The 25,600-nt window shown below is 65.6% G+C and carries 23 protein-coding genes and 3 pseudogenes; 13 read left to right on the top strand and 13 right to left on the bottom strand.

Features of this window, described 5'->3' with window-relative positions:
- Positions 1–7: 7 nt before the first annotated feature.
- Positions 8–2,140, bottom strand: coding sequence for a TonB-dependent siderophore receptor (locus tag P0Y43_RS18205; RefSeq protein WP_275638643.1), 2,133 nt, complete (start codon positions 2,138–2,140; stop codon positions 8–10).
- 229 nt (positions 2,141–2,369) lie between these two features.
- Complete coding sequence (locus tag P0Y43_RS18200; RefSeq protein ID WP_275638642.1) at positions 2,370–2,747, bottom strand: hypothetical protein; 378 nt, start codon at positions 2,745–2,747, stop codon at positions 2,370–2,372.
- A gap of 439 nt (positions 2,748–3,186) precedes the next feature.
- On the opposite strand from P0Y43_RS18200, the pseudogene P0Y43_RS18195 reads away from it, so the two are divergent.
- From P0Y43_RS18195 to P0Y43_RS18180, 4 genes and pseudogenes are all read left to right on the top strand, one after another.
- A pseudogene (locus P0Y43_RS18195) lies at positions 3,187–4,383 on the top strand (serralysin family metalloprotease); the annotation flags it as partial.
- 49 nt (positions 4,384–4,432) lie between these two features.
- A complete protein-coding gene (locus P0Y43_RS18190; protein ID WP_275638641.1) occupies positions 4,433–4,810 on the top strand; it encodes an AprI/Inh family metalloprotease inhibitor in 378 nt (125 codons plus the stop codon).
- A gap of 37 nt (positions 4,811–4,847) precedes the next feature.
- Positions 4,848–5,708 (top strand): annotated as a pseudogene (locus P0Y43_RS18185) (ABC transporter transmembrane domain-containing protein); the annotation flags it as partial.
- A 73-nt stretch (positions 5,709–5,781) separates the two neighbouring features.
- On the top strand, positions 5,782–7,020 hold the full coding sequence (locus P0Y43_RS18180) for a TolC family outer membrane protein (RefSeq protein ID WP_275638640.1): 1,239 nt from the start codon (positions 5,782–5,784) through the stop codon (positions 7,018–7,020).
- Positions 7,021–7,082: 62 nt separating this feature from the next.
- On the opposite strand, the gene P0Y43_RS18175 is transcribed toward P0Y43_RS18180, so the two are convergent.
- Both P0Y43_RS18175 and P0Y43_RS18170 read right to left on the bottom strand, forming a co-directional pair.
- Positions 7,083–8,261: an MFS transporter gene (locus P0Y43_RS18175; protein ID WP_275638639.1), complete on the bottom strand. Its 1,179-nt coding sequence runs from the start codon at positions 8,259–8,261 to the stop codon at positions 7,083–7,085.
- 152 nt (positions 8,262–8,413) lie between these two features.
- Positions 8,414–9,163 (bottom strand): 3-oxoacyl-ACP reductase family protein, encoded by a 750-nt coding sequence (locus P0Y43_RS18170; RefSeq protein WP_275638638.1) that lies wholly within the window; start codon positions 9,161–9,163, stop codon positions 8,414–8,416.
- Between the two features lie 121 nt (positions 9,164–9,284).
- Between P0Y43_RS18170 and P0Y43_RS18165 the strand changes: the two genes are divergently transcribed.
- A complete protein-coding gene (locus P0Y43_RS18165) occupies positions 9,285–10,217 on the top strand; it encodes a LysR family transcriptional regulator (RefSeq protein ID WP_275638637.1) in 933 nt (310 codons plus the stop codon).
- 55 nt (positions 10,218–10,272) lie between these two features.
- Here the strand turns inward: P0Y43_RS18165 and P0Y43_RS18160 are convergent, their stop codons facing one another.
- Positions 10,273–10,755, bottom strand: coding sequence for a GreA/GreB family elongation factor (locus P0Y43_RS18160; RefSeq protein ID WP_275638636.1), 483 nt, complete (start codon positions 10,753–10,755; stop codon positions 10,273–10,275).
- A 2-nt stretch (positions 10,756–10,757) separates the two neighbouring features.
- A complete protein-coding gene (locus P0Y43_RS18155; RefSeq protein ID WP_275638635.1) occupies positions 10,758–11,150 on the bottom strand; it encodes a hypothetical protein in 393 nt (130 codons plus the stop codon).
- A gap of 132 nt (positions 11,151–11,282) precedes the next feature.
- On the opposite strand from P0Y43_RS18155, the gene earP reads away from it, so the two are divergent.
- Positions 11,283–12,416, top strand: coding sequence for an elongation factor P maturation arginine rhamnosyltransferase EarP (gene earP / locus P0Y43_RS18150; protein ID WP_275638633.1), 1,134 nt, complete (start codon positions 11,283–11,285; stop codon positions 12,414–12,416).
- Between the two features lie 48 nt (positions 12,417–12,464).
- Positions 12,465–13,034 (top strand): elongation factor P, encoded by a 570-nt coding sequence (gene efp, locus P0Y43_RS18145; protein ID WP_275638632.1) that lies wholly within the window; start codon positions 12,465–12,467, stop codon positions 13,032–13,034.
- Between the two features lie 92 nt (positions 13,035–13,126).
- Here efp and P0Y43_RS18140 read toward each other — a convergent pair whose 3' ends face one another.
- The 3 genes from P0Y43_RS18140 to P0Y43_RS18130 all read right to left on the bottom strand — a co-directional run bounded on the left by P0Y43_RS18140 (position 13,127) and on the right by P0Y43_RS18130 (position 15,149).
- Positions 13,127–13,555 carry an organic hydroperoxide resistance protein gene (locus P0Y43_RS18140; RefSeq protein ID WP_275638631.1) on the bottom strand — a complete coding sequence of 143 codons (429 nt, stop codon included), beginning with the start codon at positions 13,553–13,555 and terminating at the stop codon, positions 13,127–13,129.
- 130 nt (positions 13,556–13,685) lie between these two features.
- Positions 13,686–14,138: a MarR family winged helix-turn-helix transcriptional regulator gene (locus P0Y43_RS18135; RefSeq protein ID WP_275638630.1), complete on the bottom strand. Its 453-nt coding sequence runs from the start codon at positions 14,136–14,138 to the stop codon at positions 13,686–13,688.
- 57 nt (positions 14,139–14,195) lie between these two features.
- On the bottom strand, positions 14,196–15,149 hold the full coding sequence (locus P0Y43_RS18130; protein ID WP_275638629.1) for a LysR family transcriptional regulator: 954 nt from the start codon (positions 15,147–15,149) through the stop codon (positions 14,196–14,198).
- 118 nt (positions 15,150–15,267) lie between these two features.
- Between P0Y43_RS18130 and P0Y43_RS18125 the strand changes: the two genes are divergently transcribed.
- The gene (locus tag P0Y43_RS18125) at positions 15,268–16,017 is read left to right on the top strand and encodes a sulfite exporter TauE/SafE family protein (RefSeq protein ID WP_275638686.1); all 750 of its coding nucleotides are present in this window, start codon (positions 15,268–15,270) and stop codon (positions 16,015–16,017) included.
- Between the two features lie 123 nt (positions 16,018–16,140).
- On the opposite strand, the gene P0Y43_RS18120 is transcribed toward P0Y43_RS18125, so the two are convergent.
- Entirely contained in the window at positions 16,141–16,992 is an 852-nt protein-coding gene (locus tag P0Y43_RS18120; RefSeq protein WP_275638628.1) for a LysR substrate-binding domain-containing protein, read from the bottom strand.
- A 96-nt stretch (positions 16,993–17,088) separates the two neighbouring features.
- On the opposite strand from P0Y43_RS18120, the gene P0Y43_RS18115 reads away from it, so the two are divergent.
- Together P0Y43_RS18115 and P0Y43_RS18110 are read left to right on the top strand one after the other, a co-directional pair.
- A complete protein-coding gene (locus P0Y43_RS18115; protein WP_275638627.1) occupies positions 17,089–17,304 on the top strand; it encodes a DUF1127 domain-containing protein in 216 nt (71 codons plus the stop codon).
- A 101-nt stretch (positions 17,305–17,405) separates the two neighbouring features.
- Positions 17,406–18,623, top strand: coding sequence for a winged helix-turn-helix domain-containing protein (locus P0Y43_RS18110; RefSeq protein WP_275638626.1), 1,218 nt, complete (start codon positions 17,406–17,408; stop codon positions 18,621–18,623).
- Here the strand turns inward: P0Y43_RS18110 and P0Y43_RS18105 are convergent.
- Positions 18,604–19,950: a class II 3-deoxy-7-phosphoheptulonate synthase gene (locus P0Y43_RS18105; RefSeq protein ID WP_275638625.1), complete on the bottom strand. Its 1,347-nt coding sequence runs from the start codon at positions 19,948–19,950 to the stop codon at positions 18,604–18,606. The genes P0Y43_RS18110 and P0Y43_RS18105 overlap by 20 nt on opposite strands.
- A 111-nt stretch (positions 19,951–20,061) precedes the next feature.
- Between P0Y43_RS18105 and P0Y43_RS18100 the strand changes: the two genes are divergently transcribed.
- Together P0Y43_RS18100 and P0Y43_RS18095 are read left to right on the top strand one after the other, a co-directional pair.
- On the top strand, positions 20,062–20,817 hold the full coding sequence (locus P0Y43_RS18100) for a spermidine synthase (protein WP_275638624.1): 756 nt from the start codon (positions 20,062–20,064) through the stop codon (positions 20,815–20,817).
- 335 nt (positions 20,818–21,152) lie between these two features.
- A pseudogene (locus P0Y43_RS18095) lies at positions 21,153–22,866 on the top strand (DEAD/DEAH box helicase).
- A gap of 82 nt (positions 22,867–22,948) precedes the next feature.
- Here the strand turns inward: P0Y43_RS18095 and P0Y43_RS18090 are convergent.
- Positions 22,949–23,716, bottom strand: a complete 768-nt coding sequence (locus tag P0Y43_RS18090) for a DODA-type extradiol aromatic ring-opening family dioxygenase (protein WP_275638623.1) — start codon at positions 23,714–23,716, stop codon at positions 22,949–22,951.
- 102 nt (positions 23,717–23,818) lie between these two features.
- Here P0Y43_RS18090 and P0Y43_RS18085 point away from each other — a divergent pair, with 102 nt between their 5' ends.
- Entirely contained in the window at positions 23,819–24,469 is a 651-nt protein-coding gene (locus P0Y43_RS18085) for a thiopurine S-methyltransferase (RefSeq protein ID WP_275638622.1), read from the top strand.
- Positions 24,470–24,567: 98 nt separating this feature from the next.
- Here P0Y43_RS18085 and htpX read toward each other — a convergent pair whose 3' ends face one another.
- Positions 24,568–25,455 carry a protease HtpX gene (gene htpX / locus P0Y43_RS18080; protein WP_275638621.1) on the bottom strand — a complete coding sequence of 296 codons (888 nt, stop codon included), beginning with the start codon at positions 25,453–25,455 and terminating at the stop codon, positions 24,568–24,570.
- Positions 25,456–25,600 lie beyond the last annotated feature (145 nt).

Below are 25,600 nucleotides of genomic sequence, written 5' to 3'. Positions count from 1 at the left end.
GGCGTCCTCAGAAACTGACCGAAGCCGACAGCCGAGCGGTACGCGGCGCCCCCTGGAACAGGTAGTTGTCCCCCAGGTAATCCCCCACGTCGCGCCAGTAACGCTTGTCGAAGAGGTTGTCCACGCTCAGCCTCAGCACCGTGTCATACCCGCCGATGCGCGTGCGGTAGCGGCTGCCGATATCGAACACCGTGTACCCGCCCACCTCGACGTTGCCCGCCTGGCTCGCAGACTTGCTGGCGTTGTAGCGCGCCCCGCCGAGTAACGCCAGCCCCGGCAGCGGCAGGCTGTATTCGGCCTGCAACGCCGCACGCAGGCGCGGCACGTTGATCGCCTGGTGGCCTTCGTAGGCCTCGGTGCCGCTGCCCTGCACCCGGGCGCGGATCGCCGCGGCGCTGGCCTGTACCTGCAACTTCGAGGTCACCCAGCCGCTGGCGCCGAGTTCCAGGCCGGTGTTCTTCTGCTGGCCCTGCTGCACGTAGGTGAAGTTGCCGTCGCCCTCGGGGCGGGCGTATTGGTAGGCCTGGCGAATCTGGAACAGCGCCGCGCTCAGGCTCATGCCCCGCCAATCACGCTTGATGCCGACTTCCAGCTGGCGCGACAGGGTTGGAGAAAGGATCTCGGCGGCATTGCTGGCAAACCACGGCGCGGTGCCGCCGGACGACAGGCCTTTGGCATAGCTGGCGTACAGGGTGGTGTCCGGCCGTGGCTTGTAGATCAAGGCGGCGTTGGGCAGCAACTGGTATTGCCGAGTGTGGCGGCCAGCCGCGCCGGTCTCGTCCCAGGTCTTTTCGTCCAGGCGCACTTCGCGGGCGCCAAGCACGGTCTGCCACTGTTCGTTGAAGCTGATGCGGTCGCTTGCGAACAGGCCGTACTGGCGGCTGTCCAGGCGTTTCTCGCTGGCGCCGACGGGTTTGTCGGACGGCTCCAGCGCCGGGGCGCCGGTGTAGATGTTGCCGGTATCGAGCCACTCGTTGTAATAGGGCCGCTGGTCGAGGGTGCGGCGCTGGGCGCTGGTGCCGACGGTCAGCTCATGGCCCACGCCCAAGGCGTCGAAGCGCCCGTCGAGGGTGGCCTGGGCCTCGTCGATGCGCCGGGTGTCGTCGGGGCTGCGGAAGTCGTAGATGTCGTAGTCGCCGTTGCTGCCGAAGAACGCGCCCTCGCTGGAGCCCCAGGCGAACGAACTGTAGTCGTCGATCACCACCTTGCTGCGCGAGGCGCTGAGGGTGCCCTGCCACGTGTCGCTGAAGCGGTATGTGAAGTGCCCGCCGAGGTTCAGCGAATCGTTCTGCACGGGTTTGGCCCAGTGCTGGTAGGCCAGGCGGTCGTGCGGGTCGATGCCGTGCGGCAGCTGGCTGCCGCCGAGCAACTGGTAGCCCGGCACCGAGCGTTGCTCGCGGTGCTGGTACTCGGCGTCCAGTTGCAGGGTGGCGTCGGGGCTGATCTGCCAGTCGAAGGCCAGTGAGGCGAAGTCGCGCTTGCCGTCGGCGTGGTCGACGTAGCTGCGGATGTCTTCATGGGCAAGGTTGGCCCGCAGGCCGAACTGGCGCTCGCTGCCGAACCAGCCGCCGAGGTCGGTGGCCAGGTAGCGTTCGCCGTGCTCGTTGCTGGCGAGGGTGACGCTGCGCACGTCCTCGGTACGCTTGGTCACGTAGTTGACCAGCCCGCCCGGCGCCGACACGCCGCTTTGCAGGCCGGACAGCCCCTTGAGCAACTCGACCTGCTGCTTGTTCTCCAGGGCCACGTTCTGCTCGCCGGCGATGGTCTGGCCATTGATCCGGTAGCTGCTGGCGGCGTTCAGCTCGAAGCCGCGCACGTTGAAGTTCTCGTAGTAGCCGATGGGCGCGTAGCTTTCGCCGACCGAGGCGTCGCTTTGCAGCACTTCGCTGAGGTTGCGCACCTGGCGGTCATCCAGCAGTGCGCGGTTGAACACGCTGATCGACGCCGGGGTATCGAGCAGTGGCGCGGGCTGAAAGCCCCCGACCTGCGCTTCGCGGGCCTGGTAGCCGTTGTCGCCGTAGCGTTCGGTGACCTGCACCGGGGCCAGGGTCACGCTGTCGGCGGCCAAGGCGTGGCTGCCGTGCAGGGCAAGGCCCAGGCCAAGCAGGCCGAGGGGCAGGCGGGGGCGAAGCGGGGTCATGCGGGGGGCTCCTTGAAGGACGGGCGCGCAGGGGCGGGGCTCGGCGGCGTTGCACCGGCCGGGCAAAGGGGCGCCATGTTAGCAGGCGCGGGTGGGCGAGGGGATGTGCCAGTGTGCTGGCCTCATCGCGGGGCGAGCCCGCTCCAGGAGGACGGCGCGGTCCTCGTAGGAGCGGGCTTGCCCGGCGATGAGGCCGCCAGGGTATCGCGGCGAGCTGTTCAGCTCACGCTCAATGCGGGGTTGGGCGTTGCTGCTTGCGCCAGGTGTCGTCGATCTTCGACCAGGTCTTGCCGTCGGTGATGGCCATGAGTTTGCGTCCGTCCTTGAAAGTGACGAGGAAGGTGGCTTCCTCTTCCTTGCCGCCGAGCCATAACCCTGCCAGCAGGCCCACCGGGCCGGCCACCAGGGCGCCGGCGACGCCCCAGCCGAGGGTGCTGCCCAGATTGCGGCTGGATTCCAGGCTGGCCAGTTTCAGATCCTTGATCCGCGCCAGGGAAATCCGTTCGCCGGGCGAGGGGCTGCGTGGGGTCTTGAGCGTGAGCGCTCCGTTGCGATACTCGCCTTCACCTTGCAAGAAATCGCCGGATTGCACCGTGAGTCTTGTCATCGTGTCGTCCTGTCAGTGGGAGGGCTGTAGCCAACGCCTACTGAGCGCCGCCGCCGCAGGCAAGTCAACGTGCAGGCGACGGAGGGTCATGCGGTAGTTTGTCGCGCGGCAAAAAAAACATTAACGAAACAGACTGGCCGATCACTAATTTGAAGTCGCGTTTTTATAATTAAACTTCCGTGCGGTGAATAATAAACGTGCGCGTCATTATTGGCGTTGTGGGTAACCCTCGGTTAAAACTGATTCCTCACAGTTTGCGCAAATGCACTGGGTGCTTTGGCACTTTTCAGTTCAGTGAATGGCCGCCAAAAATAACTGGACAACAAGTTTCAGAATGTGTCGGTTTTTTTGCGCCTCAAAAGGGCGAGTGACTGGAAGCCTCGCCGAAGTTGGCGGGTTTCCGTCTGACATCCATTGCTTTTTTGCGCCTTCGGACTTCTACAGCCGCGAGCTGGGCACTTTCAGCCCGTTCAGCGCCCAGCAGAAGGCACAGGCGAAACTCGCCATGCAATCGTGGGCCGACGTGGCCAAGGTGACCTTCACGGAAGCGGCGTCGGGTGGCGACGGTCACATGACCTTCGGCAACTACAGCGCCAACGACGGCGGCGCGGCGTTCGCCTACCTGCCGTTCGACCAGCCGGGCTCGCACAAGGGCGAATCCTGGTACCTGATCAACAGCGGCTACCAGGTCAACGTCACCCCGGACACCGGCAACTACGGCCGCCAGACCCTGACCCACGAGATCGGCCACGTGCTCGGCCTGTCCCACCCCGGCGACTACAACGCCGGGCAAGGCAACCCGAGCTACCGTGACGCTTCGTATGCCCAGGACACCCGTGGCTACAGCGTCATGAGCTACTGGAGCGAAAGCAACACCGCGCAGAGCTTCGTCAAGGGTGGCGGGCAGTACTACGCCTCGGCCCCGCTGATGGACGACATCGCGGCGCTGCAGAAGCTCTATGGCGCGAACTACGCCACGCGTTCCGGCGACACCGTGTACGGCTTCAACTCCACCGCTGACCGCGACTTCTATTCGGCCACCTCGTCCGCGTCGAAAGTCGTGTTCTCGGTGTGGGATGGCGGCGGCAACGATACCCTGGACTTCTCCGGGTTCACCCAGAACCAGAAGATCAACCTCAACGAAGCCTCGTTCTCCGACGTTGGCGGCATGCTGGGCAACGTCTCCATCGCCAAGGGCGTCACTGTCGAGAACGCCTTCGGTGGGGCAGGGAACGACCTGCTGATCGGCAACGCGCTGGCCAACGTGCTCAAGGGCGGGGCCGGCAACGACATCGTCTATGGCGGTGGCGGGGCCGATACCCTGTGGGGTGGCAGCGGCGCGGACACCTTCGTGTTCGCTGCCGTCAGCGACTCCATGGCCAAGGCGTCGGATCGGATCATGGATTTCGTCAGCGGTCAGGACAAGATCGACCTGTCGGGCATTGCCGCGTTCGCCCAGCACACGTTGCCGTTGCAGTTCGTCGACGCCTTTACCGGGCATGCCGGCGAGGCGATCCTCAGCTACGACCAGGCCACCAACCTGGGCAGCCTGGCCATCGATTTCACCGGTAGCAGCCTGGCTGACTTCCTGGTGGACACCGTGGGCCAGGCCGTCGCCTCGGATATCGTGGTCTGATGGCGCGGGGGTGGCCTGCGGGCCACCCCTTGCCCCGCGAGGTGGATGGATGCGAGCAATCAAGCGAATGATCGCGCTGGGCGCGATTCCCCTGATGTCGATGACCGAGGTAGGTATGGCGAGCAGCCTGCTACTCCCCAACGCCGCGCAACTGGCCGGCGACTGGCGGCTTTACCCGCAATCGCAGGCGGCCGACGGCTGTGCCCTGCGCCTGGCCGCCAGCGAAGGCGCCGTGCACGGTGACCTGGTGTGTGCCGAGCGCCTGCTGGGCCTGCGCCCGGGGTCCTGGTTGGTGACCCCCGACACCCTGGCGCTGGTGGCCGCAGACGGCGCCACGGGGGTGCACTTCAGCCGCGAGGGAGGGCAACGTTATACCTGGACGTCGGCCGAGGGCCGGCAACTTGTGCTTGAACGCCAGGGCAAATAAGCCAACCGCCAAGTTATAACGGCAACCAGGGTAAAACATGAAACAACCGAGCCATACGCCCGGGGCGCCCTTGTGGGTGGCACTCGGCGAATTCAAATCGCCGTTGATCAGCGTGGGGTGTTTTACCGCGCTGATCAATATCCTGATGTTGGTCCCTTCTATTTATATGCTGCAAGTGTACGACCGTGTGCTGACTTCGCAGAATGAAACCACCTTGTGGATGCTCACGCTGATGGTGGTGGGCTGCTTTGCTTATATTGGCGTGCTCGAAGCCGTGCGCAGTTTCATCGTTATCCGCGTGGGCAGCCAATTGGAAAAAAGTTTTAACCTCAAGGTGTATCGCGCGGCCTTCGAGCGCAACTTACGCCAGGGCGACGGCGCCGCCGGGCAGGCCTTGAACGACCTGACCCAGGTGCGCCAATTCGTCACCGGACCTGCACTGTTCGCCTTCTTCGACGCGCCATGGTTCCCGGTGTACCTGGCGGTGATTTTCCTGTTCAACGTCTGGCTCGGCGTGCTTGCCTGCGCCGGCGCGCTGTTGCTGGTGCTGCTGGCGCTGCTCAATGAACGGCTGACCCATAAGCCGATGGCCGAGGCCTGCGCCCTGCAGCAACAGTCCAGCGCCCTGGCTGGCAGCCAACTGCGCAATGCCGAGAGCATCCAGGCCATGGGCATGCTCGGCGCCTTGCGCCAGCGCTGGTTCGCCCTGCACGGGCGCTTTCTCGATCTGCAGAACCAGGCCAGCGACACCTCGGCCGTGATCACCGCTACCAGCAAGGCCCTGCGGCTGTGCCTGCAATCGCTGGTGTTGGGCTTAGGTGCGCTGCTGGTGATCGAAGGGCGGATGACCCCGGGCATGATGATTGCCGGGTCCATCCTGATGGGGCGAGCGCTCGCTGCTCAACTACCTGTTCAAGCCCCTGCTCGACCGCGCGGGCACTGCCTTGACCGAACAATAAGGACCGGCTGCGATGAACGCTTCACTGATCGGCCTGCTGGCCGCCTGTGCCCTGGCGCCAGGGCTTGCCCAGGCGGCCATGGGGCCGTTCCAGGTCTACGAGCAGGCCCTGCGCCGCGACCCGACCTACCTTGCCGCGTTCAAGGCGCGCGAGGCGGGTCAGGAATACCGCGCCATCGGTCGCGCCGGCCTGTTGCCAAATCTTTCCTACAGCTACAGCAAGGGGCGCAACGATTCCAAGGCCACCTGCAAGGGCGTGGCCCAGGCCCTGTTCGCCGACGAGAGCTTCCGCGACCAGAGCCAGCAGTTGCTGGTGCGGGTCATGACCAGCTACACCCAGGCGCTGTTCGCCCAGGATCAGATCGCCATCAGCGTTGCCAGCAAGCAAGCCTACCGCCAGCAGTTCCAGCAGAACGAGCGGTTGTACCAGGCTGGGGAGGGCACCCGCACTGACATCCTCGAAGCCCAGGCACGTTACGAGCTGGCCGATGCCGAAGAGATCCAGGCGCGTAACGACCAGGATGCAGCCCTGCGCGAGCTGGGCGCGCTGATCGGCGAGCCGGCGGTGCGGGTGGAGGAACTGGCGCCGCTGCGCGTTGGCTTCGCCTTGCCGGTGGTGACCCCCAGCGGCTACGAGGCCTGGCAGTCACTGGCGTTGGCCAGCAACCCGCTACTCGGCTCGCAGCGCCATGCGCTGGAGGTGGCGCGCTACGAGGTCGAGCGCAATCGCGCCGGGCATTTGCCCAAGGTCACGGCGTTCGCCACCTCGCGGCGGCAGGAGTCGGACAGCGGAAACACCTACAACCAGCGCTACGACACCAACACCGTGGGTATCGAGGTGAGCCTGCCGCTGTTCGCCGGTGGCGGGGTATTGGCCTCGACGCGTCAGGCCAGTCGGCGTGTGGAACAGGCCGAGTACGAACTCGATGGCAGCACCCGCGGCACCTTGATCGAGCTGCGCAAGCAGTACAACGCCTGCCAGTCCGGCGCCAGTCGGCTGCGGGCCTACGAACGGGCATTGCAAGCCGCCGAGGCGCTGGTGGTGTCGACGCGCAAGAGCGTGCAGGGTGGCGAGCGGGTCAACCTGGATGTGCTCAATGCCGAACAGCAGTTGGCCACCACTCGGCGCGACCTGGCGCAGGCGCGGTATGACTACCTGCTGGCGTGGATCAAGCTGCATTACCAGGCGGGGACGCTGAGCGAGGAGCAGTTGGCGCGGGTGGATGAGGCGTTCGTGTCGAACGGGCCGTAGCCAGTGCCAGCGCTATCGCGGGGCAAGCCCGCGATAGCGCCAGATCATCCTCCCGCTGCACCTCAGGCAACCCGAGACCGACCACGCGTCGACATACCCCAAACCGCCAGGGCGACCGCACCGATCACAACCCCAGCCGCAACGATGCCCATCCAGCCGAACCGTTGGAACAACTGCGTCCCCAGCAACGACCCCAGTGCCCCGCCAATGAAATAACAGGTGATGTACCCCGCATTCAGCCGCGTGCGCGCCTCTGGCCGCAGCCCGATCACCGCATTCTGGTTGCTCACGTGCACCAACTGCACGGCCAGGTCCAGCAACAGCACCCCCAGCAGCAACGCCAGCAACGACTCCCGCGCAAACGCCAACGGCAACCACGACAGCAGCAGCGCCGCCAGCCCGACCGTGGTGCCCAACGCCCCCGCGCCACGGTCGGCCAAGCGCCCGGCCCAGTTGGCCGACAGCGCCCCTGCCGCCCCCGCCAGGCCGAACAGGCCGATCACCGCGTCTGGGTAGTGGTAAGGCTCATCGGCCAGCAGGAATGCCAGCGGCGTCCAGAACAGCGCGAACAAGCAGAACGCCAGCAGCCCCAGCAGCGAACGCAGGCGCAGCTCCGGCTCTTCGACGAACAGGCGGAACACCGAGCCGATCAGCGCCGGGTACTTGAGCCCGGCATGGCTGCGGTGCTGGGGCAGGCTGCGGTACAAAGCGATGGCGCTTGCCGCCATCAGTACTGCGGCCAGTACGTAGATGGCGCGCCAGCCGCCCAGTTCAGCCATCAGGCCAGCGGCGGTGCGCGCCAGGAGAATGCCCAGGAGCAACCCACTCATCAGCGTACCCACCACCCGGCCACGCTGCTCCGGGGCGCTGAGTGCGGCCGCCATCGGCACCAATACCTGGGCCACCACCGAGAACAGCCCGGTCAGCGTAGTGCCCAGCAGCAGCCAAGGCAGGCTAGGCGAACAGGCGCTGATCACCAGGCCCACCGTGGCAATGACGACCATGGTGACGATCAGCCGCCGCTGCTCGAACAAATCGCCCAGCGGTGCCAGCAGGAGCAGGCCGGCGCCGTAGCTGAGCTGGGCGGCGATGACGATGGTGCCGGCGCTGGCGGTGCCCAGCCCGAACTGCTCGGCGATGCTGTGCAGCAGGGGTTGGGCGTAGTAGTTGCTGGCCACGGCCAGGCCGGTGGCGGTGGCCATCAGCAGGATCAGGGCGCGGCTCAGGGCAGGGCTGTGCATGCGGGGTCTCGGGCGGCAGGTTAAGCGGGGAGTATCGACAAGAGTGGCTTGGGTTGCCAGTGCTGGGGCTGGCCAACGACAGGGGCCTGCGCCTACAGGGAGGGTATTGTCCCGGTAGGCGCAGGCGTGCCGCGATGAGCAGCGTCAAACGATCACGCCGCGAACCCACCATCGGCCGTCAGGCTCGCCCCAGTGATGTAACCCGCCTCGGGCCCTGCCAGGTAGGCGACGAAACTGGCGATCTCGTCGGGGTGCCCATAGCGCCCGATGGCCATCAAGGGGATCAGGCTGTCGGCGAACTCGCCGCTGGCCGGGTTCATGTCGGTGTCCACCGGCCCAGGCTGCACGTTGTTGACGGTGATGCCCTGCGGGCCGAGGTCACGGGCCATGCCGCGGGTCAGGCCGACCAACGCCGACTTGCTCATGGCGTAGGGCGCGCCACCGGCGAACGGCATGCGCTCGGCGTTGGTGCTGCCGATGTTGATGATCCGTCCACCCTGGCCCATGTGCCGGGCCGCGGCCTGGCTGGCGACGAACACGCTGCGCACGTTCACTGCCAGCAGGCGGTCGAAGTCGCCCAGGTCGAATTCGGCCACCGGTGCCACCGCCAGCACGCCGGCGTTGTTGACCAGGATGTCGAGGCGACCGAACGCCTTCACGGTATCTTCCACCGCCTGCTGCACGGCGCTGGCGTCGGCGCTGTCGGCGCGCAAGGCCAGGGCGCGACCGCCGCTGGCGTTGATGTCAGCGGCCAGGGCCTCGGCGGGGGCGGCGGAGCTGACGTAGGTGAAGGCCACCTGCGCGCCGTCACGGGCCAGGCGCCGGACGATGGCGGCGCCGATGCCGCGCGAACCACCCTGGACCAGGGCGACTTTGCCTTCGAGGCTCGAGTGCTGGGACATGTTGCTCTCCTGAAAAGGGCAAGGCCGAATGCCTTGGATGCGCCCAGTATCGACTCGTAATTAGGTGCTGATAAGATGGCAATCGCTATCATCAGAGTGAACTTTTAGTTGGGAATCGATCATGGAGTCCTTCAGTAGCCTCGAATGCTTCATCCGCAGCGCCGAGGTCGGCAGTTTCGCCGAAGCGGCACGGCGCTTGTCCCTGACCCCGGCGGCGGTGGGCAAGAACGTTGCCCAACTCGAAGCACGCCTGGGCGTGCGCTTGTTCCAGCGCAGCACGCGCAAGCTGACCTTGACCGAGGCGGGGCAGCGCTTTCTCGGCGAGGTCAGCGACAGCTTTCGCACCATCCAGCATGCGGTGGCCAACCTCGCCAGCAGCGAAGGCCAACCGGCCGGGGTGCTGCGGGTGAGCATGGGCACGGTGTTCGGGCGTCTGTATGTGTTGCCGCTGTTGGGCGAGTTCTTGCGGCGTTACCCGGCGATCATCCCGGACTGGCATTTCGACAATCGCCAGGTGGACCTGATCGGCCAGGGGTTCGACGCGGCTATCGGTGGTGGCTTCGACCTGCCGCTGGGGGTCGTGGCGCGGCGCTTGGCGCCGGCACACCGGGTGCTGGTGGCCGCGCCCGAATACCTGGCGCGACATGCGCCGATCATGGTGCCGGAGGACCTGCAGCGGCATGACGGCATCCTGATCCGTTCACCGCAAACGGGCCGTGTGCGCTCCTGGCCGCTGACCAGTCGTTGGCACGAGCAGCGCCCTTTGGCGTTGCGTCAGGGCATGACCATGAGCGATTCGGACGCCGCCTGCGCGGTGGCAGAGCAAGGGTTGGGGATCGCTCTGGTGAGCTTGCCGTTCGCCGTGCCTTGCTTCGCTTCTGGGTGTTTGCAGCGGGTGTTGCCGGACTGGTACGTGGACGATGGCAACATCAGCCTGTATTACGCCGAGCACAAGCTGCTGCCGGGCAAGACCCGGGCGTTCATCGATTATGTGGCGGAGCGCTTCGCCGAGCAGGGGTTGGCGCGGCGGTTCAATGCGCTGGAGGAGGGGTAGGCCGTGCCGGCCCTATCGCGGGGCAAGCCCGCTTCTACAGCAGTGATGGGCCCGTCTAGACAACCTCGACAATGACTTGGCCCCGCGCCGCTCCGGCTACCACGAGGCTTACTTCGTCATCCACACGCTTGCCGACCAGTTGCTGGCCCAACGGCGAACGCGGCGTGATCACTGTTACTAGTTCCTCTCCCTCGCCAATCTTCAGCCCCGCTGCCTCCGGCCCGAGGAACAGCAAGCGCTGCACACCGTCCTCATCCTCCAGCGTCACCAGGTTGCTGACCTGCACCCCTCGCGCCGGGTCGTAGTCGCGCAACAGCAACTGCTGGTAGGTCTGCAGCGCCTGGCGGATCTCGGCCGTGCGCCGCGCCTGGCCGGTGGCCAGGTACGAGGCTTCCAGCCCCAGGGTGTCGTATTTGTTCTCGGCGATGTTTTCTTCGGCGATGGCGGCCTCGTAGGCGGTCTGGGCGGCGCGGCGCAGCACCTCCATGTCGTGTTCGAGGGTGGCGACGATACGCGCGAGCAGGGTGGCCTTGTTCATGATCAGTAGCAGAACTCCAGCACGTTGGCCTGGCTCTTGTCGGTCGGCGCGGTGCGGTTTTGCTGCAGCCAGAACTGGCACTTGGGGTTGTTCAGGTTGCGCATGTTGCCTTGGGCGGCCTCGGCGGCCTGCTGGGCTTCCTGTTTGTGCAGGATGTCCTTGTAGCGCTCGAACATTTCGGCCTGGGCATCGGCCGGTGGCGCAGGGGGCGGGGTGGGTGCCAGCACTGCCGGGGCGATGGCCTGGGCCACTGGCTCCACCTGCTGCGGCCATTGGCGCCAGGCCAGCCACAGGCTCAGGGCGATTGCCACGGCGCCAAGCCACAGGCCCAGGGCCACGCACAGGATCAACTGCACGGGTTTCAAGGTGATCTTCAGTTCGCGGTGGCGGGGCATGGCAGCCTCCTGGCAGGGCGGGTCGTGGGCGGCATTGTCGCATGGCGATGTGGGTTTTTTCAGCGGCGATGCTTTTGTCGGCGAGAATTAATCCGCACAATCCGCGGTTTTCCGCGTCGAGAGGGGAGAGGGATGAAGACCCGCTGGGACATCTTCTGCACGGTCGTCGACAACTATGGCGACATTGGCGTGACCTGGCGCCTGGCCCGCCAGTTGGCGGCTGAGCATAGCCTGGCCGTGCGCCTGTGGGTCGATGACTTGGCGGCCTTCGCCCGCTTGTGCCCGGGGGCCGATCCCGGCGCCGCGCAGCAGTGGCGGCAGGGTGTGGACGTGCGCCACTGGATGCCCGATTGGTCAGCGGTCGACACTGCCCAGGTGGTGATCGGCGCCTTCGGCTGTAGCCTGCCGCCCGCCTATGTCGACGCGCTGGTGCAACGCGCCACCCCGGCGCTGTGGCTGAACCTGGAATACCTCAGTGCCGAGGACTGGGTCGAAGGCTGCCACGGCCTGGCCTCGCCCCAGGCCAATGGCCTGCGCAAGCGCTTCTTCTTCCCCGGTTTCACCGACAAAACCGGCGGCCTGCTGCGCGAGGCCAGCCTGTTGCTCCAGCGTCAGGCCTTCGAGGCCGACGCGGCTGCACGCACCGCGTTTCTTGGCGGCCTGGGCGTGCAGCCTCGGCCAGGGGCGCGGCTGGTGTCGCTGTTCGCCTACGAGAACCGGCAGTTGGGCAGTTGGTTCCAGGCCATGGCCGAAGACTCCCAGCCGACCCACATGCTAGTGCCTGAGGGGCGCATCCTCGCCGATGTGCGCGCCTGGTTCGGCGAGCCGGCACTGGGCGTGGGCGATGTGCGCGAGCGCGGTGGGTTGACGGTGCAGGTGCTGCCGTTCGTCAGCCAAGAGGACTACGACCGCCTGCTCTGGTGCTGCGACTTCAACGCCGTGCGCGGCGAGGACTCGTTCGTTCGCGCGCAATGGGCCGGCAGGCCCTTGCTATGGCACATCTACGTACAGGAAGAAAACGCCCACTGGGAAAAACTCGAAGCGTTCCTGGCGATCTATCGGCGGGGCCTGTCGGAGCAGGCCGGTGACGCGCTGGTCGAACTGTGGCGCGCCTGGAACATGGACCATGACATGGGCCAAGCCTGGCGCGAGGCGCTGGCGCACTGGTCGGAACTGCAGGCCCACGCCCGGCAATGGTGCGCTTTGCAGGCCGCTCGGCCGGACCTCGCCACAGCGCTGGTACAGTTTTACCGAAATTGGATATGATACGCGGCCTCGATTTTTATAAATCCATCCAGATTCGGATATTTCGTAATGAAAACTGGTAAAGAAATCAAACCCGGTACCGTTCTGCGCATCGATAACGATCCGTGGTTGGTTCAGAAAGCTGAATTCACCAAGTCGGGCCGTAACAGCGCGATCATGAAGACCAAGCTGAAGAACCTGCTGACCGGCTACAAGACCGAAACCGTCTACGGTGCGGACGACAAGCTGGACGACGTGATCCTGGATCGCAAAGAAGCGACCCTGTCGTTCATCAACGGTGACGAATACACCTTCATGGACACCACCGACTACACCATGTACGAACTGAACGCCGAGGACATCGACGCCGTTCTGCCGTACATCGAAGAAGGCATGGAAGACATCTGCGAAGCCGTCTTCTTCGAAGGCCGCCTGGTATCGGTAGAACTGCCGACCACTATCAGCCGTCAGGTCGTCTACACCGAGAACGCTGCTCGTGGCGACACTTCCGGCAAGGTCATGAAGCCTGCCAAGCTGAAGAACGGCACTGAAATCCAGGTTGCCGACTTCATCCAGATCGACGAGTGGATCGACATCGACACTCGCGACAACAGCTTCAAGGGCCGCTCCAAGAAGTAACTCTTCTTGCGACCCACGAAAAACCCGGCCTTGGCCGGGTTTTTTTGTGCCTGACGTTAGTCGGTCGGGGACGCATGGCGTCCCCGAGGCCATCAGACCGTCACGTGCAAGCGTACATCCACGTTACCGCGGGTGGCGTTGGAGTAAGGGCAGACTTTGTGCGCCTTCTCCACCAGCCCTTCGGCCTCGGACTGGGCCAGGCCCGGCAGGTTGACGTGCAGGTCGATGTCCAGGCCAAAACCACCGGGGATCTGGCCGATACCGACCTTGGCGGTGATCGAGGCATCGGCGGGCAGGGCTTTCTTCTCCTGGCCGGCGACGAACTTCAGGGCGCCGATGAAGCAGGCCGAGTAACCGGCGGCGAACAGCTGCTCGGGGTTGGTGCCTTCACCGCCTGCGCCGCCGAGTTCCTTCGGGGTGCTCAGCTTGACTTCCAGCTTGCCGTCGCTGGATTTGGACTTGCCGTCGCGACCGCCGGTGGAGGTGGCTTCTGCGATGTACAGGGGAGTGACCTTTTGCATCTTGAACCTCGCTTTGTGTGCTGTGCGCCAGGGCGCTGGGTGGGTATGGGGATTAAGTTATCGCGCAATTATTTTGTGCGCAAGATAATTTTTCGACCATTCGTCCGACGGCCATTTCACAGCGTAGTCGTCAGAGGTTTTTTTGCAGGCTGGCGCGCAGGTCCAACAGCTCGGTTTGCAGTTGCTGCAGGCGCTCCAGCGAGCGGCCGCTGGCTTGCAGGATGCATTGGGGCACACGACGCGCTTCCTGCTGCAGCTCACGGCCCTTGTCGGTCAGTTGCACCAGCACCACGCGCTCGTCTTCGCGGCTGCGGGTACGTTTGAGCAGGCCTTCGCTTTCCAGGCGCTTGAGCAAGGGGGTCAGCGAGCCGGGGTCGGTGAGCAGACGCTGGCTGATCTCACCCACGGTCAGGCCGTCCTGCTCCCACAGCACGAGCATGGCCAAGTATTGCGGGTAGGTCAGGCCGAGGGCTTGCAGCAGCGGTTTATAGACCTTGGTCATCAGCAACGAGGTGGAATGCAGGGCGAAGCAGACCTGGTTGTCCAGCAGCAGCTCGTCGCAGGAGGCTTGGGTGTCTTTCATGCAGGTCCTTGAGTAGGTTCGGTTAAGAATCTAGCACGCTGATGGTTAGCGCGCTCATCATCCACGCAGTCCGCTGCGCAAGGCCAAGTCCCAGGGGGGCACCGGGCTGAAGCGGCTCTTGAGAAATTCGAGCAGCAAGCGGCTGCGAGAGTTCGTTTCATGTTCAAGGCGCAAGGCATAGATGCCGGTGGTTTCAGGTTCAGGCAGGCCGTTTTCGCAGAACAGCGGCAGCAGTTCGCCCCGCAGCAGGTACTCACTGATCAGCCAGGTCGGCAGGTGCGCCACACCCAGCCCGGCGAGGGCACCGAACAGCAAGGCCTCGGCGTTGTTGGCGGCCATGCGCATGCGAGTAGGGCGGTGCAGGCGCAGTTGCCCGTCGACATGAAAGCGCCAGGCGAAGGGTGGCGCCAGGCCGTCCCAGTCCAGGCCGTCGTGCGTCGGCAGTTCGCTGGGGCTGCGCGGTACGCCGCGGCTGGCCAGGTAGGCAGGGCTGGCGCAGGCGATGCGCACCATGGGCGCCAGGGGGGTGGCCACCAGCCGGGTGTCGGCCATGGGGCCGGCGCGCAGCACCAGGTCGACTTCGCCCAGGTGGCTGCCGTGCATGTCGACGAAGCTGTCGATCAGGCGCAGTTGCACGTCCAGCCCGGGGTAGGCGACCAGGAAGTCGGCGATGGCCGGAGCCAAGTGGCGGCGGCCGAAGGCGGCGGGGGCATCGATACGGATCAGGCCTTCCGGAGCGCTGCTCAGCGACACCGCCTCGGCACGTGCCAGGCGCAGCTCCTCGACGATACGCCGGGCGCGTTCGGCGAACGCCTTGCCAGCCGGGGTGACGCGCACCGCATGGGTGCTACGGGCGAACAGGCGGCTGCCCACGGCATTTTCGAGGTGGTCGATGCGCCTTGCCACCGCCGAGGGGGTCAGGGGGTGGCGGCGCGCGGCGGCGGAGAAACTGCCGGTTTCCAGTACGTCGAGGAACAGGCTCAGGTGTTCGGTGAGAAGGTCCGGGCTCATGGGATGACCGTTTGCTTGTGCGAAATGCGCAAAGCCATTGTGCGCTGCTGTGCGTTTCCCTGCCAGGGCCCACTGGTTAGCATGCTTGGATTATTCAATGCAGCTGGATGAAACGCTGATGATCGAGTGGTTGATGTACATCGCCCTGGGCGCGGCCCTGGGCACCATGGGTGGGTTGTTTGGCATTGGCGGCGGGCTGATCGCCATTCCGGCGTTGGGTGTGCTGTTTGGCCTGGACCAGCAACTGGCCCAGGGCACGGCGCTGGTGATGGTGGTGCCGAACGTGCTGCTGGCGCTGTGGCGCTACCACCAACGCAACCGCATCGAGCTGCGCCATGCCGTGCCGCTGTCGCTGTGCAGCTTCCTGTTCGCCTGGTTGGGGTCGATCTGGGCGGTGGGCATCGATGCGCATTCGATGCGCCTGGGCTTCGTCGGCTTCCTGATCGTATTGGCGGTGTGGAACGTGGCACGGATGTTCCTGCGCGTGGCACCGCCGAGCAGCGAGCTGCGCTACCCCTGGCCGTGGCTGGGCGTGCTGGGTTGCTTTGCGGGCACCATGGGCGGGCTGTTCGGCGTGGGCGGCGCGGTGGTGGCGACGCCGATCCTGACCAGCGTGTTCGGCACCACCCAGGTGGTGGCCCAGGGCTTGTCGTTGGCACTGGCTGCGCCGAGCACGACCGTTACCCTGCTGACCTACGGGCTGCACCAGAGCGTCGACTGGCACGCCGGCATTCCGCTGGCGGTGGGTGGGTTGTTGAGCATCAGCTGGGGCGTGAAGCTGGCCCATGCGCTGCCGGAGAAGGTATTGCGCACGCTGTTCTGCGGGTTCCTGATCGTCTGCGCGGTGATGCTGGCGTTCGAGCTTTGATCAAAGGGCCCTAGCGCGGGGCGAGCCCGCTTCTACAGGTTCAGCGTTGGTTTCGGAATCAGCGGGGTATTTGTAGGCGTGGGCTTGCCCCGCGATAGGGCCGTCAACCACCCCACAAAAACCTCACTTGAAGCCCTGAGCCACATAGTCCGCCAGGCAATCGGTAATCGGTGACTGGCTTTGCGCATTGCGCAGCAGCATCACATTGGCCACCGGCAATTGCGGCAACCCATGTTCCTCCCCCAGGACCCGCAGGTTGCCAGCAATCAAGCTCTGCAACTGCGCCGTCACCGCAAGCCCCGCGCCGACGATGGCGAAGATCGCCGCCAGGCTGGGGCTGGTGTAAGCGATGCGGTAGTCGATTTCCAGCAGTTCCAAGGCATTGCAAGCCCATGAACGGCAGAAGCAGTCGGTGTTGAACATCGCCAGCGGCATCGGCCGCTGCTCTTGCGGGCAGAAGCCCTGGGCCGCAGCCCACACCAGGCGCTCCTGGCGCAGCAACTGGCCGACCTCCGAGCCGGGCTCGCAGGTGACGATGGTCAAGTCCAGGTCCTGGCGCTGCATCAACTGCTTCGACGGCTCGCAATGCACTTCCACTTGGATCAGCGGGTAGCTCTGGGCGAAGCTCGACAGGATGGTCGGCAGGAAGCGCATGGCGTAGTCGTCAGGCGTGCCGATGCGCACCACCCCGACCATGTGCGGCATGCGCAGGGTGTTGAACACTTCACCGTGCAGCTTGAGGATGCGCCGCGCATAGCCCAGCAGCACCTGGCCCTCGGCGGTCAAGCGCACCTGGCGGCCGTCACGTTCGAACAGCTGGCGCTGGAGGATGTCTTCCTCCAGGCGTTTCATCTGCATGCTCACCGCCGATTGGGTGCGGTTGACCACTTCGCCGGCACGGGTGAAGCCGCCTTGCTCGGCGATGGCGACGAAGGTGCGCAGCACGTCCGCGTCGAGGCTCTGGTATTGGGACATTGCATCAATCTCCTAGATGCAAGGTATAAGAAACATTCGTTGGATTGATCTTATGCCGGGGGCGAGACTGAAGCCATCTTCACGGAGGGCATCAAGATGAAAGGTCATGTCAGCATCCATCCGCACAGCTTTTCCCTCAGTCATGCACTGAATGTGGCGCTGCACCACGTTGCGCGCTGGTACCAGCTGGGGCGCCAGCGGCGGCAACTGGCAAGCCTCAGTGACGAGGCGCTGCACGACCTGGGATTGAGCCGGGCGGACACGTTGCAGGAAGTGGAGCGGCCCTTCTGGGACGATCCGCTACGCAAGTGACACCGCATCGCGGGGCAAGCCCGCTCTTGTGAGCGGGCTTGCCCCGCGATAGGGCCGCCACAGACACTACACTGACCGCTCACCCACCCCGGAGCCGCGCAGTGTCCTTAAGCCTCTCCCTCAAGCAGGCCCGCCGCCTGGCCCTCGCGGCCCAGGGTTTCGGCAAACCGACAGATACCACGCCCACGTCCGCGGCCATCAAGCGCATGCTCCAGCGCCTGGGCGTGGTACAGATCGACTCGGTCAACGCCCTGGTGCGCTCGCACTACCTGCCGCTGTTCTCGCGCCTTGGCGACTACTCCCCGGCCTTGCTCGACCAACTGGCCTGGGGGCGTGGCCGCCAGCGCCAGTTGTTCGAATACTGGGGCCACGAAGCCTCGCTGCTGCCCCTGGCGCTGTACCCGCTGATGCGCTGGCGCATGGCCCGGGCCGCTGAAGGCGAGGGCATCTACCGGCAACTGGCGCAGTTCGGCCGCGAGCGTCAGGACGTGATCGCCCGCGTGCTGGCCGCAGTGCGTGAGCAAGGCGCGTTGGGCGCTGGCAGCCTGTCGACCCGCGAGGAGCGCGCTGGCCCCTGGTGGGACTGGAGCGACGAGAAGCACGCGATGGAATGGCTGTTCGCCGCCGGTCAGGTGACCGTGGCTGGACGCCGGGGCTTCGAGCGCCTGTACGATTTGCCCGAGCGGGTGCTGCCCGGCGCCATCCTCGACCAGCCGACCCCCTGCGACGCCGAAGCCCACCAGGGCCTGATGCTGCATGCCGCCACCGCCCTGGGCGTGGCCACCGAGCAGGACTTGCGCGACTACTTCCGCTTGAGCCCGGCGCAAAGCAAGGCGGCGCTCGCCGAGCTGGTGGCCGATGGCCGCTTGCAAGCCTGCACGGTGCAGGGCTGGAAGCAGCCCGCCTACTGCGTGGGCACCCCGCGTATCCCTCGACGCGTCGAGGCCAGCGCCTTGCTGTCGCCGTTCGACTCACTGGTCTGGGAGCGCGGTCGCACCGAGCGGTTGTTCGACTTCCGCTACCGCCTGGAGATCTACACCCCGGCGCACAAACGCGTGTTTGGCTACTACGTGCTGCCGTTCCTGCACGACGAGCGCATCGCCGCGCGCCTGGACTTGCGCGCCGAGCGGGCCAAGGGCGAGCTGGCGGTGCATGCCGTGCATGAGGAGACGCAAGGGTTGGACGAGGCGGGGTATCAGGCCCTGGCCCGCAACCTGGAACGGCTGGCGGGCTGGCTGGGCCTTGAGAGGGTGCGGCTGGACTGCCCGCGGGAGGCGGCAGCCCGTTTGCGTCAGGCGCTCAGCGACGCACCTGCTTGAGGGTTTCGGCGATCAGGAACGCCAGCTCCAGCGACTGGTCGGCGTTCATGCGCGGGTCGCAGTGGGTGTGGTAGCGATCGGACAGGGCGTCCTCGGTGATCGGCCGGGCGCCGCCGATGCATTCGGTGACGTTCTGCCCGGTCATCTCGATGTGAATGCCGCCCGCGTGGCTGCCCTCGGCCTGGTGCACCTGGAAGAACTGCTTGACCTCGTCGAGGATCTGCGCGAAGTCGCGGGTCTTGTAGCCGCTGCTGGCCTTGATGGTGTTGCCGTGCATCGGGTCGGAGCTCCACAGCACCTTGCGCCCCTCGCGCTCGACCGCGCGGATCAGCCCCGGCAGATGGTCGCCGACCTTGCTGGCGCCCATGCGCACGATCAGGTTCAGGCGACCGGGGTCGTTTTCCGGGTTGAGCACGTCGATCAGGCGGATCAGTTCCTCGGTGTTCATGCTCGGGCCGACCTTGACCCCGATCGGGTTGTGCACCCCGCGCAGGAACTCCACGTGGGCGCCGTCGAGCTGGCGGGTGCGGTCGCCGATCCACAGCATGTGCGCCGAGCAGTCGTAGTAGTCGCCAGTGAGGCTGTCGCGGCGCACGAAGGCTTCTTCGTAGTTCAGCAGCAGCGCTTCGTGGGCGGTGAAGAAGCTGGTCTCTCGCAGTTGCGGGGCGGTGTCCAGGCCGCAGGCGCGCATGAACGCCAGGGTCTCGTCGATGCGGTCGGCGAGTTGGTGGTACTTCTCGGCCAGCGCCGAGTTGGCGATGAAGTCCAGGTTCCACTTGTGCACCTGGTGCAGGTCGGCGAAACCGCCCTGGGCGAAGGCGCGCAGCAGGTTGAGGCTGGCGGTGGCCTGGTGGTAGGCCTGCAGCAGGCGCTCGGGGTCGGGCACGCGGCTGGCGGCGTCGAAACCGATGCCATTGACGATGTCGCCCCGGTAGGCGGGCAGGGTGACCTGGCCGATGGTCTCGTCATTGGCCGAGCGCGGCTTGGCGAACTGGCCGGCCATGCGCCCGACCTTGACCACTGGGCAGCCGGCGGCGAAGGTCATGACGATGGCCATCTGCAACAGCACCTTGAAGGTGTCGCGGATCTTCGCCGCGGAGAACTCGGCGAAGCTCTCGGCGCAGTCGCCGCCCTGCAGCAGGAAGGCGCGGCCCTGGGTGACCTCGGCGAACTGCCGGCGCAACTCGCGGGCCTCGCCGGCGAACACCAGCGGCGGGTAGCTGGCCAGGGTCTGCTCGACCTTGAGCAGGTGCGCGGCGTCGGGGTAGGTCGGTTGCTGCTGGATCGGCAGGGCGCGCCAGCTGTCGGGGGTCCAGGGTTGGTTCATCACGGGCTCGGTATCGGCGGTTGTCGTGCCTGCCATGGTATCAGGTGGCGGTGAGCTTGTTGCACCGCAGGCATTGACGGACAATGCGCGTTTTGCGCGGGCGGGAAGGCGATGGCGACGGAGCGGGAAGAGCGGCTGCTGGCCCGGGTGGAGGATGCCTTCGGGGTCATCAGTGTGTACGAGGTCGAGGACTATCGCTTCCTCGAGTTCGGCGACGCCATCGAGCAGAGCTGCACCTTCACCGCCGACCCCAGCTGGCTGGAGTACGACTACACCCGTGCCATGCTGGTCGGTGCGCTGTGCCATGCGCAACCGGAGAGCGCGCTGTTCCTCGGCCTTGGCGCGGGCACCTTGACCCAGGCGTGCCTGAAGTTCCTGCCGCTGGAGGATGTCGAGGCCATCGAACTGCGCCCCGACGTGCCGCGCCTGGCCATGGAGTACATGGGCCTGGACGACGACCCAAGGCTGTACGTGCGTATCGGCGATGCCCTTGAGTTGTTGCCTACTGCCGAGCAAGCCGACCTGATCTTCGTCGACTTGTACACCGACCATGGCCCGGGTGTCGGGCACCTGGCCTGGGGTTTTCTGGAGAGCTGCCAGAAGCGTCTCAACCCGGAAGGGTGGCTGGTGATCAACCAATGGGCGGGCGATGATGGCCGGCCGCTGGGCGCGGCGTTGCTGCGGGGGCTCTACCACCGGCACTACTGGGAGCTGCCGGTGAAGGAGGGCAACGTGATCCTGCTGGTGCCGGCGGACCTTGAGCAGGCGCTGGACCTTGATGGCCTGCGGGCGCGGGCCGGCGCGTTGGCCGCGCGCCTGGGGTATTCGCTGGAGTACCTGATCCGCGAGGTGCGGGCGGCGAGTTGAGCGGAGGGTGGTGGCGCCCCCATCGCGGGCGAGGCCGCGATGAGCACGACATGCATCCCGGGGGAATCGTTTCAGCGACCTCTGGCTGCTGGCCCGATACTGGCCACTACCCCCCGAAAAAATTCTCACGGCCAACACGAATTCGTATATGATACGCGCCGGTCTTTTAGCGGGCCGCAAAATCAGGCGGTGCAAATCCTCCGAATCCAGCTTCGGCTGCTGGTCCGCTAGGCGGACATTCCCACGTTTTTCTTTTCAATCGTTTTCGCAAATCCCCGCCGCCAAAGCTGCCTGGGTGACCTTCGGGTCTTTCAAGGCATGTGCAGCTTTGGAGCATGGGTCTTTGCGGATGCACATAGAGGCAGACCCATGACCCAGGAAACCGGCGGATTCGCCGCTCTCGAACTCAATCCGAACATCGTTGCTGCCGTCCTGGCGACCGGCTATGAAGAGCCGTCCGCCATTCAGCAACAGTCGATCCCGATCATCCTCGCCGGTCACGACATGATCGGCCAGGCGCAGACTGGCACCGGCAAGACCGCTGCCTTCGCCCTGCCGATCCTCAACAAGATCGACGTGAGCAAGCGCGAACCGCAAGCCCTGATCCTGGCGCCAACCCGTGAGTTGGCGCTGCAAGTAGCCACCGCCTTCGAAACCTACGCCAAGCAGATGCCGGGCGTTAACGTGGTGGCCGTGTACGGTGGTGCCCCGATGGGCCCACAACTGCGCGCCATTCGCAACGGCGCACAGATCGTCGTCGCCACCCCGGGCCGCCTGTGCGACCACCTGCGTCGTGACGAGAAAGTGCTGTCGACCGTGCAGTACCTGGTGCTGGACGAAGCTGACGAGATGCTCAAGCTCGGTTTCATGGACGACCTCGAAGTGATCTTCGACGCCATCCCGGCCTCGCGCCAGACCGTGCTGTTCTCCGCCACCCTGCCGTCTTCGATCCGCAGCATCGCCGAGCGTCACCTGCGCGAGCCGAAGCACGTCAAGATCCAGAGCAAGACCCAGACCGTCACCGCGATCGATCAGGCCCACCTGATGGTCCATGCCGACCAGAAGATCCCGGCCGTGCTGCGTCTGCTGGAAGTGGAAGAGTTCGACGCGCTGATCGCCTTCGTGCGCACCAAGCAAGCTACCCTGGACCTGGCCGCTGCCCTGGAAGCCAAGGGCTACAAGGCTGCCGCGCTGAATGGCGACATCGCCCAGAACCAGCGTGAGCGGGTCATCGACTCGCTCAAGGATGGCCGCCTGGACATCGTCGTCGCTACCGACGTCGCCGCCCGTGGCCTGGACGTACCGCGCATCACCCACGTGTTCAACGTCGACATGCCGTACGACCCGGAATCCTACGTGCACCGTATCGGTCGCACCGGCCGTGCCGGTCGTGATGGCCGCGCGCTGCTGCTGGTTACCCCGCGCGAGCGCCGCATGCTGCAGGTGATCGAGCGCGTGACCGGGCAGAAGGTCGCCGAAGCCCGCCTGCCCAACCCGCAGGCCGTGCTCGACGCACGCATCAAGAAGCTGACCGCCAGCCTCGCGCCGCTGGTGGCCGAAGCCGAAGTCAGCCATGGCGAGCTGTTCGATCGCCTGACCGCCGACCTGGGCTGCAGCCCGCGCGCCCTGGCCTCGGCTTTGCTGCGCAAGGCCACCAACGGCCAGGCGCTGGACCTGGCCGCGGTCGAGCGCGAGCAACCGCTGGTGCCGACCCACGCCCCGCGTGAGCGTACTGGTGAGCGTGCCGACCGTGGCGAGCGCAGCGAGCGTGGTGACCGCGAGCGTCGTGCGCCGATGCCGCTGGCTGAAGGCCGTGTGCGTTGCCGTACCGCCCTGGGTGCCCGTGACGGCATCGCCGCGAAGAACCTGCTGGGCGCGATCCTCAACGAGGGTGGCCTGGCGCGTGACGCCATCGGCCGCATCCAGGTACGCGACAGCTTCAGCCTGGTCGAGCTGCCGGAAGAGGGCCTGGAGCGTCTGCTGTCCAAGCTCAAGGACACCCGTGTGGCGGGCAAGCAGCTGAAGCTGCGCCGCTACCGCGAAGATTGATCCTGGCGCTGCAATGAAAAAATCCCCGGCCTAGGCTGGGGATTTTTTTGTCTGGCGAATGTTGCTGCGTCATTACCGGCCCTCAGTCAAACCGGTAGATATCCATTCCCAGCGCCCCGAGCGTGAACCCCTGGTGCACTACCCCGAACCGTTCCCCCGCCCCCAGGGCGAAGAACAGCGGTAGCAAGTGTTCGTCACTGGGATGGTTGCGCACCGCATGCGGTGCCTGGTGCCGGTAAGCCAGCAGCGCCGCGCGGTCATCCTCGGCCAGACGCTCCACCACCCAATCCCGGAAGGCACCGGCCCACGGCGCGATCACCTCCGGCCCGGCATGCCAGCTGAGCTCGCCGAGGTTGTGAGTGATGCTGCCCGAGCCGATCAGCAAGATACCGTCCTCACGCAATGGCCTGAGGGCCTCGCCGACCCGCACCTGCAATGCCGGGCCGAAATGGCTGGGTAGCGACACCTGGATGACGGGAATGTCCGCAGCCGGGTACATCAGTGACAGCGGCACCCAGGCGCCATGGTCGTAAGGGCGCTGGTTGTCCAGGCTAGCGCCCAGGTCGGCGCTCGCCAGCAGCGTGGCGATCCGCTGCGCCAGCGCAGGCTCGCCCGAGGCAGGGTACTGCACGGCATGCAAGGCCGGCGGGAAGCCATGGAAATCATGCCAGGTGGGCGGTTGTGGCGTACTCATCACCAGCAGCCCTCGGCTTTCCCAGTGCGCCGAGACCACCACGATTGCCTTTGGGCGTGGTAGCGCTTGCGCCAGGGCGGCGAGGGCCGGGCCGCTGGCACCGGGCTGCAGGGCAAGCATGGGCGAGCCGTGGGAGATAAACAGGCTGGGCAGCATGGTGCGTTCCTGAACGGTTAAGATGCCGCCATCTTCGATCAGTCAACGATCGATATCCAATATAAGTTTTGCAAGAAATCTATCGAGAAATCAGGAGTTAGCATGGAGTCTGCGTTCTGGCACAAGCGGTGGGCGGACAACCAGATCGGTTTTCACCAGGCCGAGGTGAATCCGTACCTGCGGGCGCACTGGTCGAAGCTGGCGCTGGCACCGGGCAGTCGTGTGCTGGTGCCCTTGTGCGGCAAGAGCCTGGACCTGGCCTGGCTGGCCGGGCAGGGGTATCGGGTGCGGGGGGTGGAGTTGTCGAGGCGGGCGGTGGAGGATTTCTTCTCCGGGCAGGGCTTGCTGCCCGAGGTCGCTCAGCACGGCGCGTTCGAGGTGTGGCGCAGTGGTGAGGTGGAGTTGTGGTGCGGAGACTTCTTCGCCTTGCAGGCGCAGGACCTGGTCGATTGCGGGGGGCTGTACGACCGCGCCGCGTTGATCGCGCTGCCGCCGCTCATGCGTGAACGCTACATGGCGCTGCTGTCGACCCTGTTGCCAGCGACGTGCACGGGGCTGGTGGTGACCCTGGAGTACGATCAGTCGCGCCTCGATGGGCCGCCATTCTCGGTGCCGGATGACGAGGTGCGAGGTGGCTTCGAGGGGTGGCGCATCGACGCGCTGGAGGCGCCACAGATTATCGAGCAAAGCCCTAAGTTCCAGGGCGCGGGGGTGATGAGCCTGTTGGAGCGGGTGTATCGGGTCGAGCGGTGAAGGGGAGGGCTGCGCCTCCAATCGCGGGGCAGGCCCGCTCAGGCCCAGCACAAGAAAGGCGACCTTGCAGGTCGCCTTTCTTCACATCGGTGCAATGCTCAACCGCGACGACGCAGCGCCTCGATCCGGTCCTCCAGCGGCGGGTGGCTCATCAGCAGGCCCGCCAGGCCCTGCTTGAGGCCGCCATTGATACCGAAGGCCTTCAGTGTGTCGGGCATGTGTACCGGCATGCCTTGCTCCACGCGCAGGCGCTGCAGGGCGCTGATCATGGCCCCGGTGCCGGCCAATTGCGCACCGGCCTCGTCGGCGCGGTACTCGCGGCGACGCGAGAACCACATGACGATGATACTGGCGAGGATGCCCAGCACCAGTTCGGCGACGATGGTGGCCACGTAGTAGGCGATGCCCTGGCCTTCCTCGTTCTTGAAGATCACCTTGTCGACGAAGTTGCCGATGATGCGCGCGAAGAACATCACGAAGGTGTTCACCACGCCTTGCACCAGCGCCAGGGTGACCATGTCGCCGTTGGCCACGTGGCCTATCTCGTGCGCCAGCACGGCGCGCACCTCGTCACGCGAGAAGCGCTCCAGCAGGCCCTGCGAGACCGCCACCAGGGCGTCGTTGCGGTTCCAGCCGGTGGCGAAGGCGTTGGCCTCGTAGGCCGGGAAGATACCCACCTCGGGCATCTTGATGCCGGCCTCGCGAGACAGTTCCTCGACCGTCTGCAACAACCACTGTTCGTGATGGGTGCGAGGCTGAGTGATGATCTGGGTGCCGGTGGTCATCTTCGCCATCCACTTGGAGATGAACAGCGAGACCAGCGACCCGGCAAAACCGAACACGGCGCAGAACACCAGCAGGCGGCCCAGGTCCAGGTCGACGCCGTTGGCGGCCATGAACCCGTTGAAACCGAACAAGCTGAGGGTAATGCTTGCAACCAGCACCACCGCGAGGTTGGTGGCCACAAACAACAGAATGCGCATCATGGTTGTTACGTTCTCCTGACGGATGAAAATCTAGCGTACTGCGGGGGTATATAAGGCTGCGGACACGGCGATTCAACCGGTCGACTATTTCAAACTGTGTACCGAGCAGTATGGCAGAGGGTGTCAGGTGGGCTGTGGGATAGAG

The sequence above is a fragment of the Pseudomonas entomophila genome, from assembly GCF_029193575.1.
Classification (GTDB): domain Bacteria; phylum Pseudomonadota; class Gammaproteobacteria; order Pseudomonadales; family Pseudomonadaceae; genus Aquipseudomonas; species Aquipseudomonas entomophila_G.
The sequence above is the reverse complement of the archived record's forward strand: the minus strand, read 5'-3'. Positions and strand labels throughout refer to the sequence as shown.

What these genes read in the sequence shown, in the direction of transcription:
- P0Y43_RS18205 (WP_275638643.1), bottom strand. Translation starts at nt 2,140, where the DNA reads ATGACCCCGCTTCGCCCCCGCCTGCCCCTCGGCCTGCTTGGCCTGGGC.
- P0Y43_RS18200 (WP_275638642.1), bottom strand. Translation starts at nt 2,747, where the DNA reads ATGACAAGACTCACGGTGCAATCCGGCGATTTCTTGCAAGGTGAAGGC.
- P0Y43_RS18190 (WP_275638641.1), top strand. Translation starts at nt 4,433, where the DNA reads ATGCGAGCAATCAAGCGAATGATCGCGCTGGGCGCGATTCCCCTGATG.
- P0Y43_RS18180 (WP_275638640.1), top strand. Translation starts at nt 5,782, where the DNA reads ATGAACGCTTCACTGATCGGCCTGCTGGCCGCCTGTGCCCTGGCGCCA.
- P0Y43_RS18175 (WP_275638639.1), bottom strand. Translation starts at nt 8,261, where the DNA reads ATGCACAGCCCTGCCCTGAGCCGCGCCCTGATCCTGCTGATGGCCACC.
- P0Y43_RS18170 (WP_275638638.1), bottom strand. Translation starts at nt 9,163, where the DNA reads ATGTCCCAGCACTCGAGCCTCGAAGGCAAAGTCGCCCTGGTCCAGGGT.
- P0Y43_RS18165 (WP_275638637.1), top strand. Translation starts at nt 9,285, where the DNA reads ATGGAGTCCTTCAGTAGCCTCGAATGCTTCATCCGCAGCGCCGAGGTC.
- P0Y43_RS18160 (WP_275638636.1), bottom strand. Translation starts at nt 10,755, where the DNA reads ATGAACAAGGCCACCCTGCTCGCGCGTATCGTCGCCACCCTCGAACAC.
- P0Y43_RS18155 (WP_275638635.1), bottom strand. Translation starts at nt 11,150, where the DNA reads ATGCCCCGCCACCGCGAACTGAAGATCACCTTGAAACCCGTGCAGTTG.
- earP (WP_275638633.1), top strand. Translation starts at nt 11,283, where the DNA reads ATGAAGACCCGCTGGGACATCTTCTGCACGGTCGTCGACAACTATGGC.
- efp (WP_275638632.1), top strand. Translation starts at nt 12,465, where the DNA reads ATGAAAACTGGTAAAGAAATCAAACCCGGTACCGTTCTGCGCATCGAT.
- P0Y43_RS18140 (WP_275638631.1), bottom strand. Translation starts at nt 13,555, where the DNA reads ATGCAAAAGGTCACTCCCCTGTACATCGCAGAAGCCACCTCCACCGGC.
- P0Y43_RS18135 (WP_275638630.1), bottom strand. Translation starts at nt 14,138, where the DNA reads ATGAAAGACACCCAAGCCTCCTGCGACGAGCTGCTGCTGGACAACCAG.
- P0Y43_RS18130 (WP_275638629.1), bottom strand. Translation starts at nt 15,149, where the DNA reads ATGAGCCCGGACCTTCTCACCGAACACCTGAGCCTGTTCCTCGACGTA.
- P0Y43_RS18125 (WP_275638686.1), top strand. Translation starts at nt 15,268, where the DNA reads ATGATCGAGTGGTTGATGTACATCGCCCTGGGCGCGGCCCTGGGCACC.
- P0Y43_RS18120 (WP_275638628.1), bottom strand. Translation starts at nt 16,992, where the DNA reads ATGTCCCAATACCAGAGCCTCGACGCGGACGTGCTGCGCACCTTCGTC.
- P0Y43_RS18115 (WP_275638627.1), top strand. Translation starts at nt 17,089, where the DNA reads ATGAAAGGTCATGTCAGCATCCATCCGCACAGCTTTTCCCTCAGTCAT.
- P0Y43_RS18105 (WP_275638625.1), bottom strand. Translation starts at nt 19,950, where the DNA reads ATGAACCAACCCTGGACCCCCGACAGCTGGCGCGCCCTGCCGATCCAG.
- P0Y43_RS18100 (WP_275638624.1), top strand. Translation starts at nt 20,062, where the DNA reads ATGGCGACGGAGCGGGAAGAGCGGCTGCTGGCCCGGGTGGAGGATGCC.
- P0Y43_RS18090 (WP_275638623.1), bottom strand. Translation starts at nt 23,716, where the DNA reads ATGCTGCCCAGCCTGTTTATCTCCCACGGCTCGCCCATGCTTGCCCTG.
- P0Y43_RS18085 (WP_275638622.1), top strand. Translation starts at nt 23,819, where the DNA reads ATGGAGTCTGCGTTCTGGCACAAGCGGTGGGCGGACAACCAGATCGGT.
- htpX (WP_275638621.1), bottom strand. Translation starts at nt 25,455, where the DNA reads ATGATGCGCATTCTGTTGTTTGTGGCCACCAACCTCGCGGTGGTGCTG.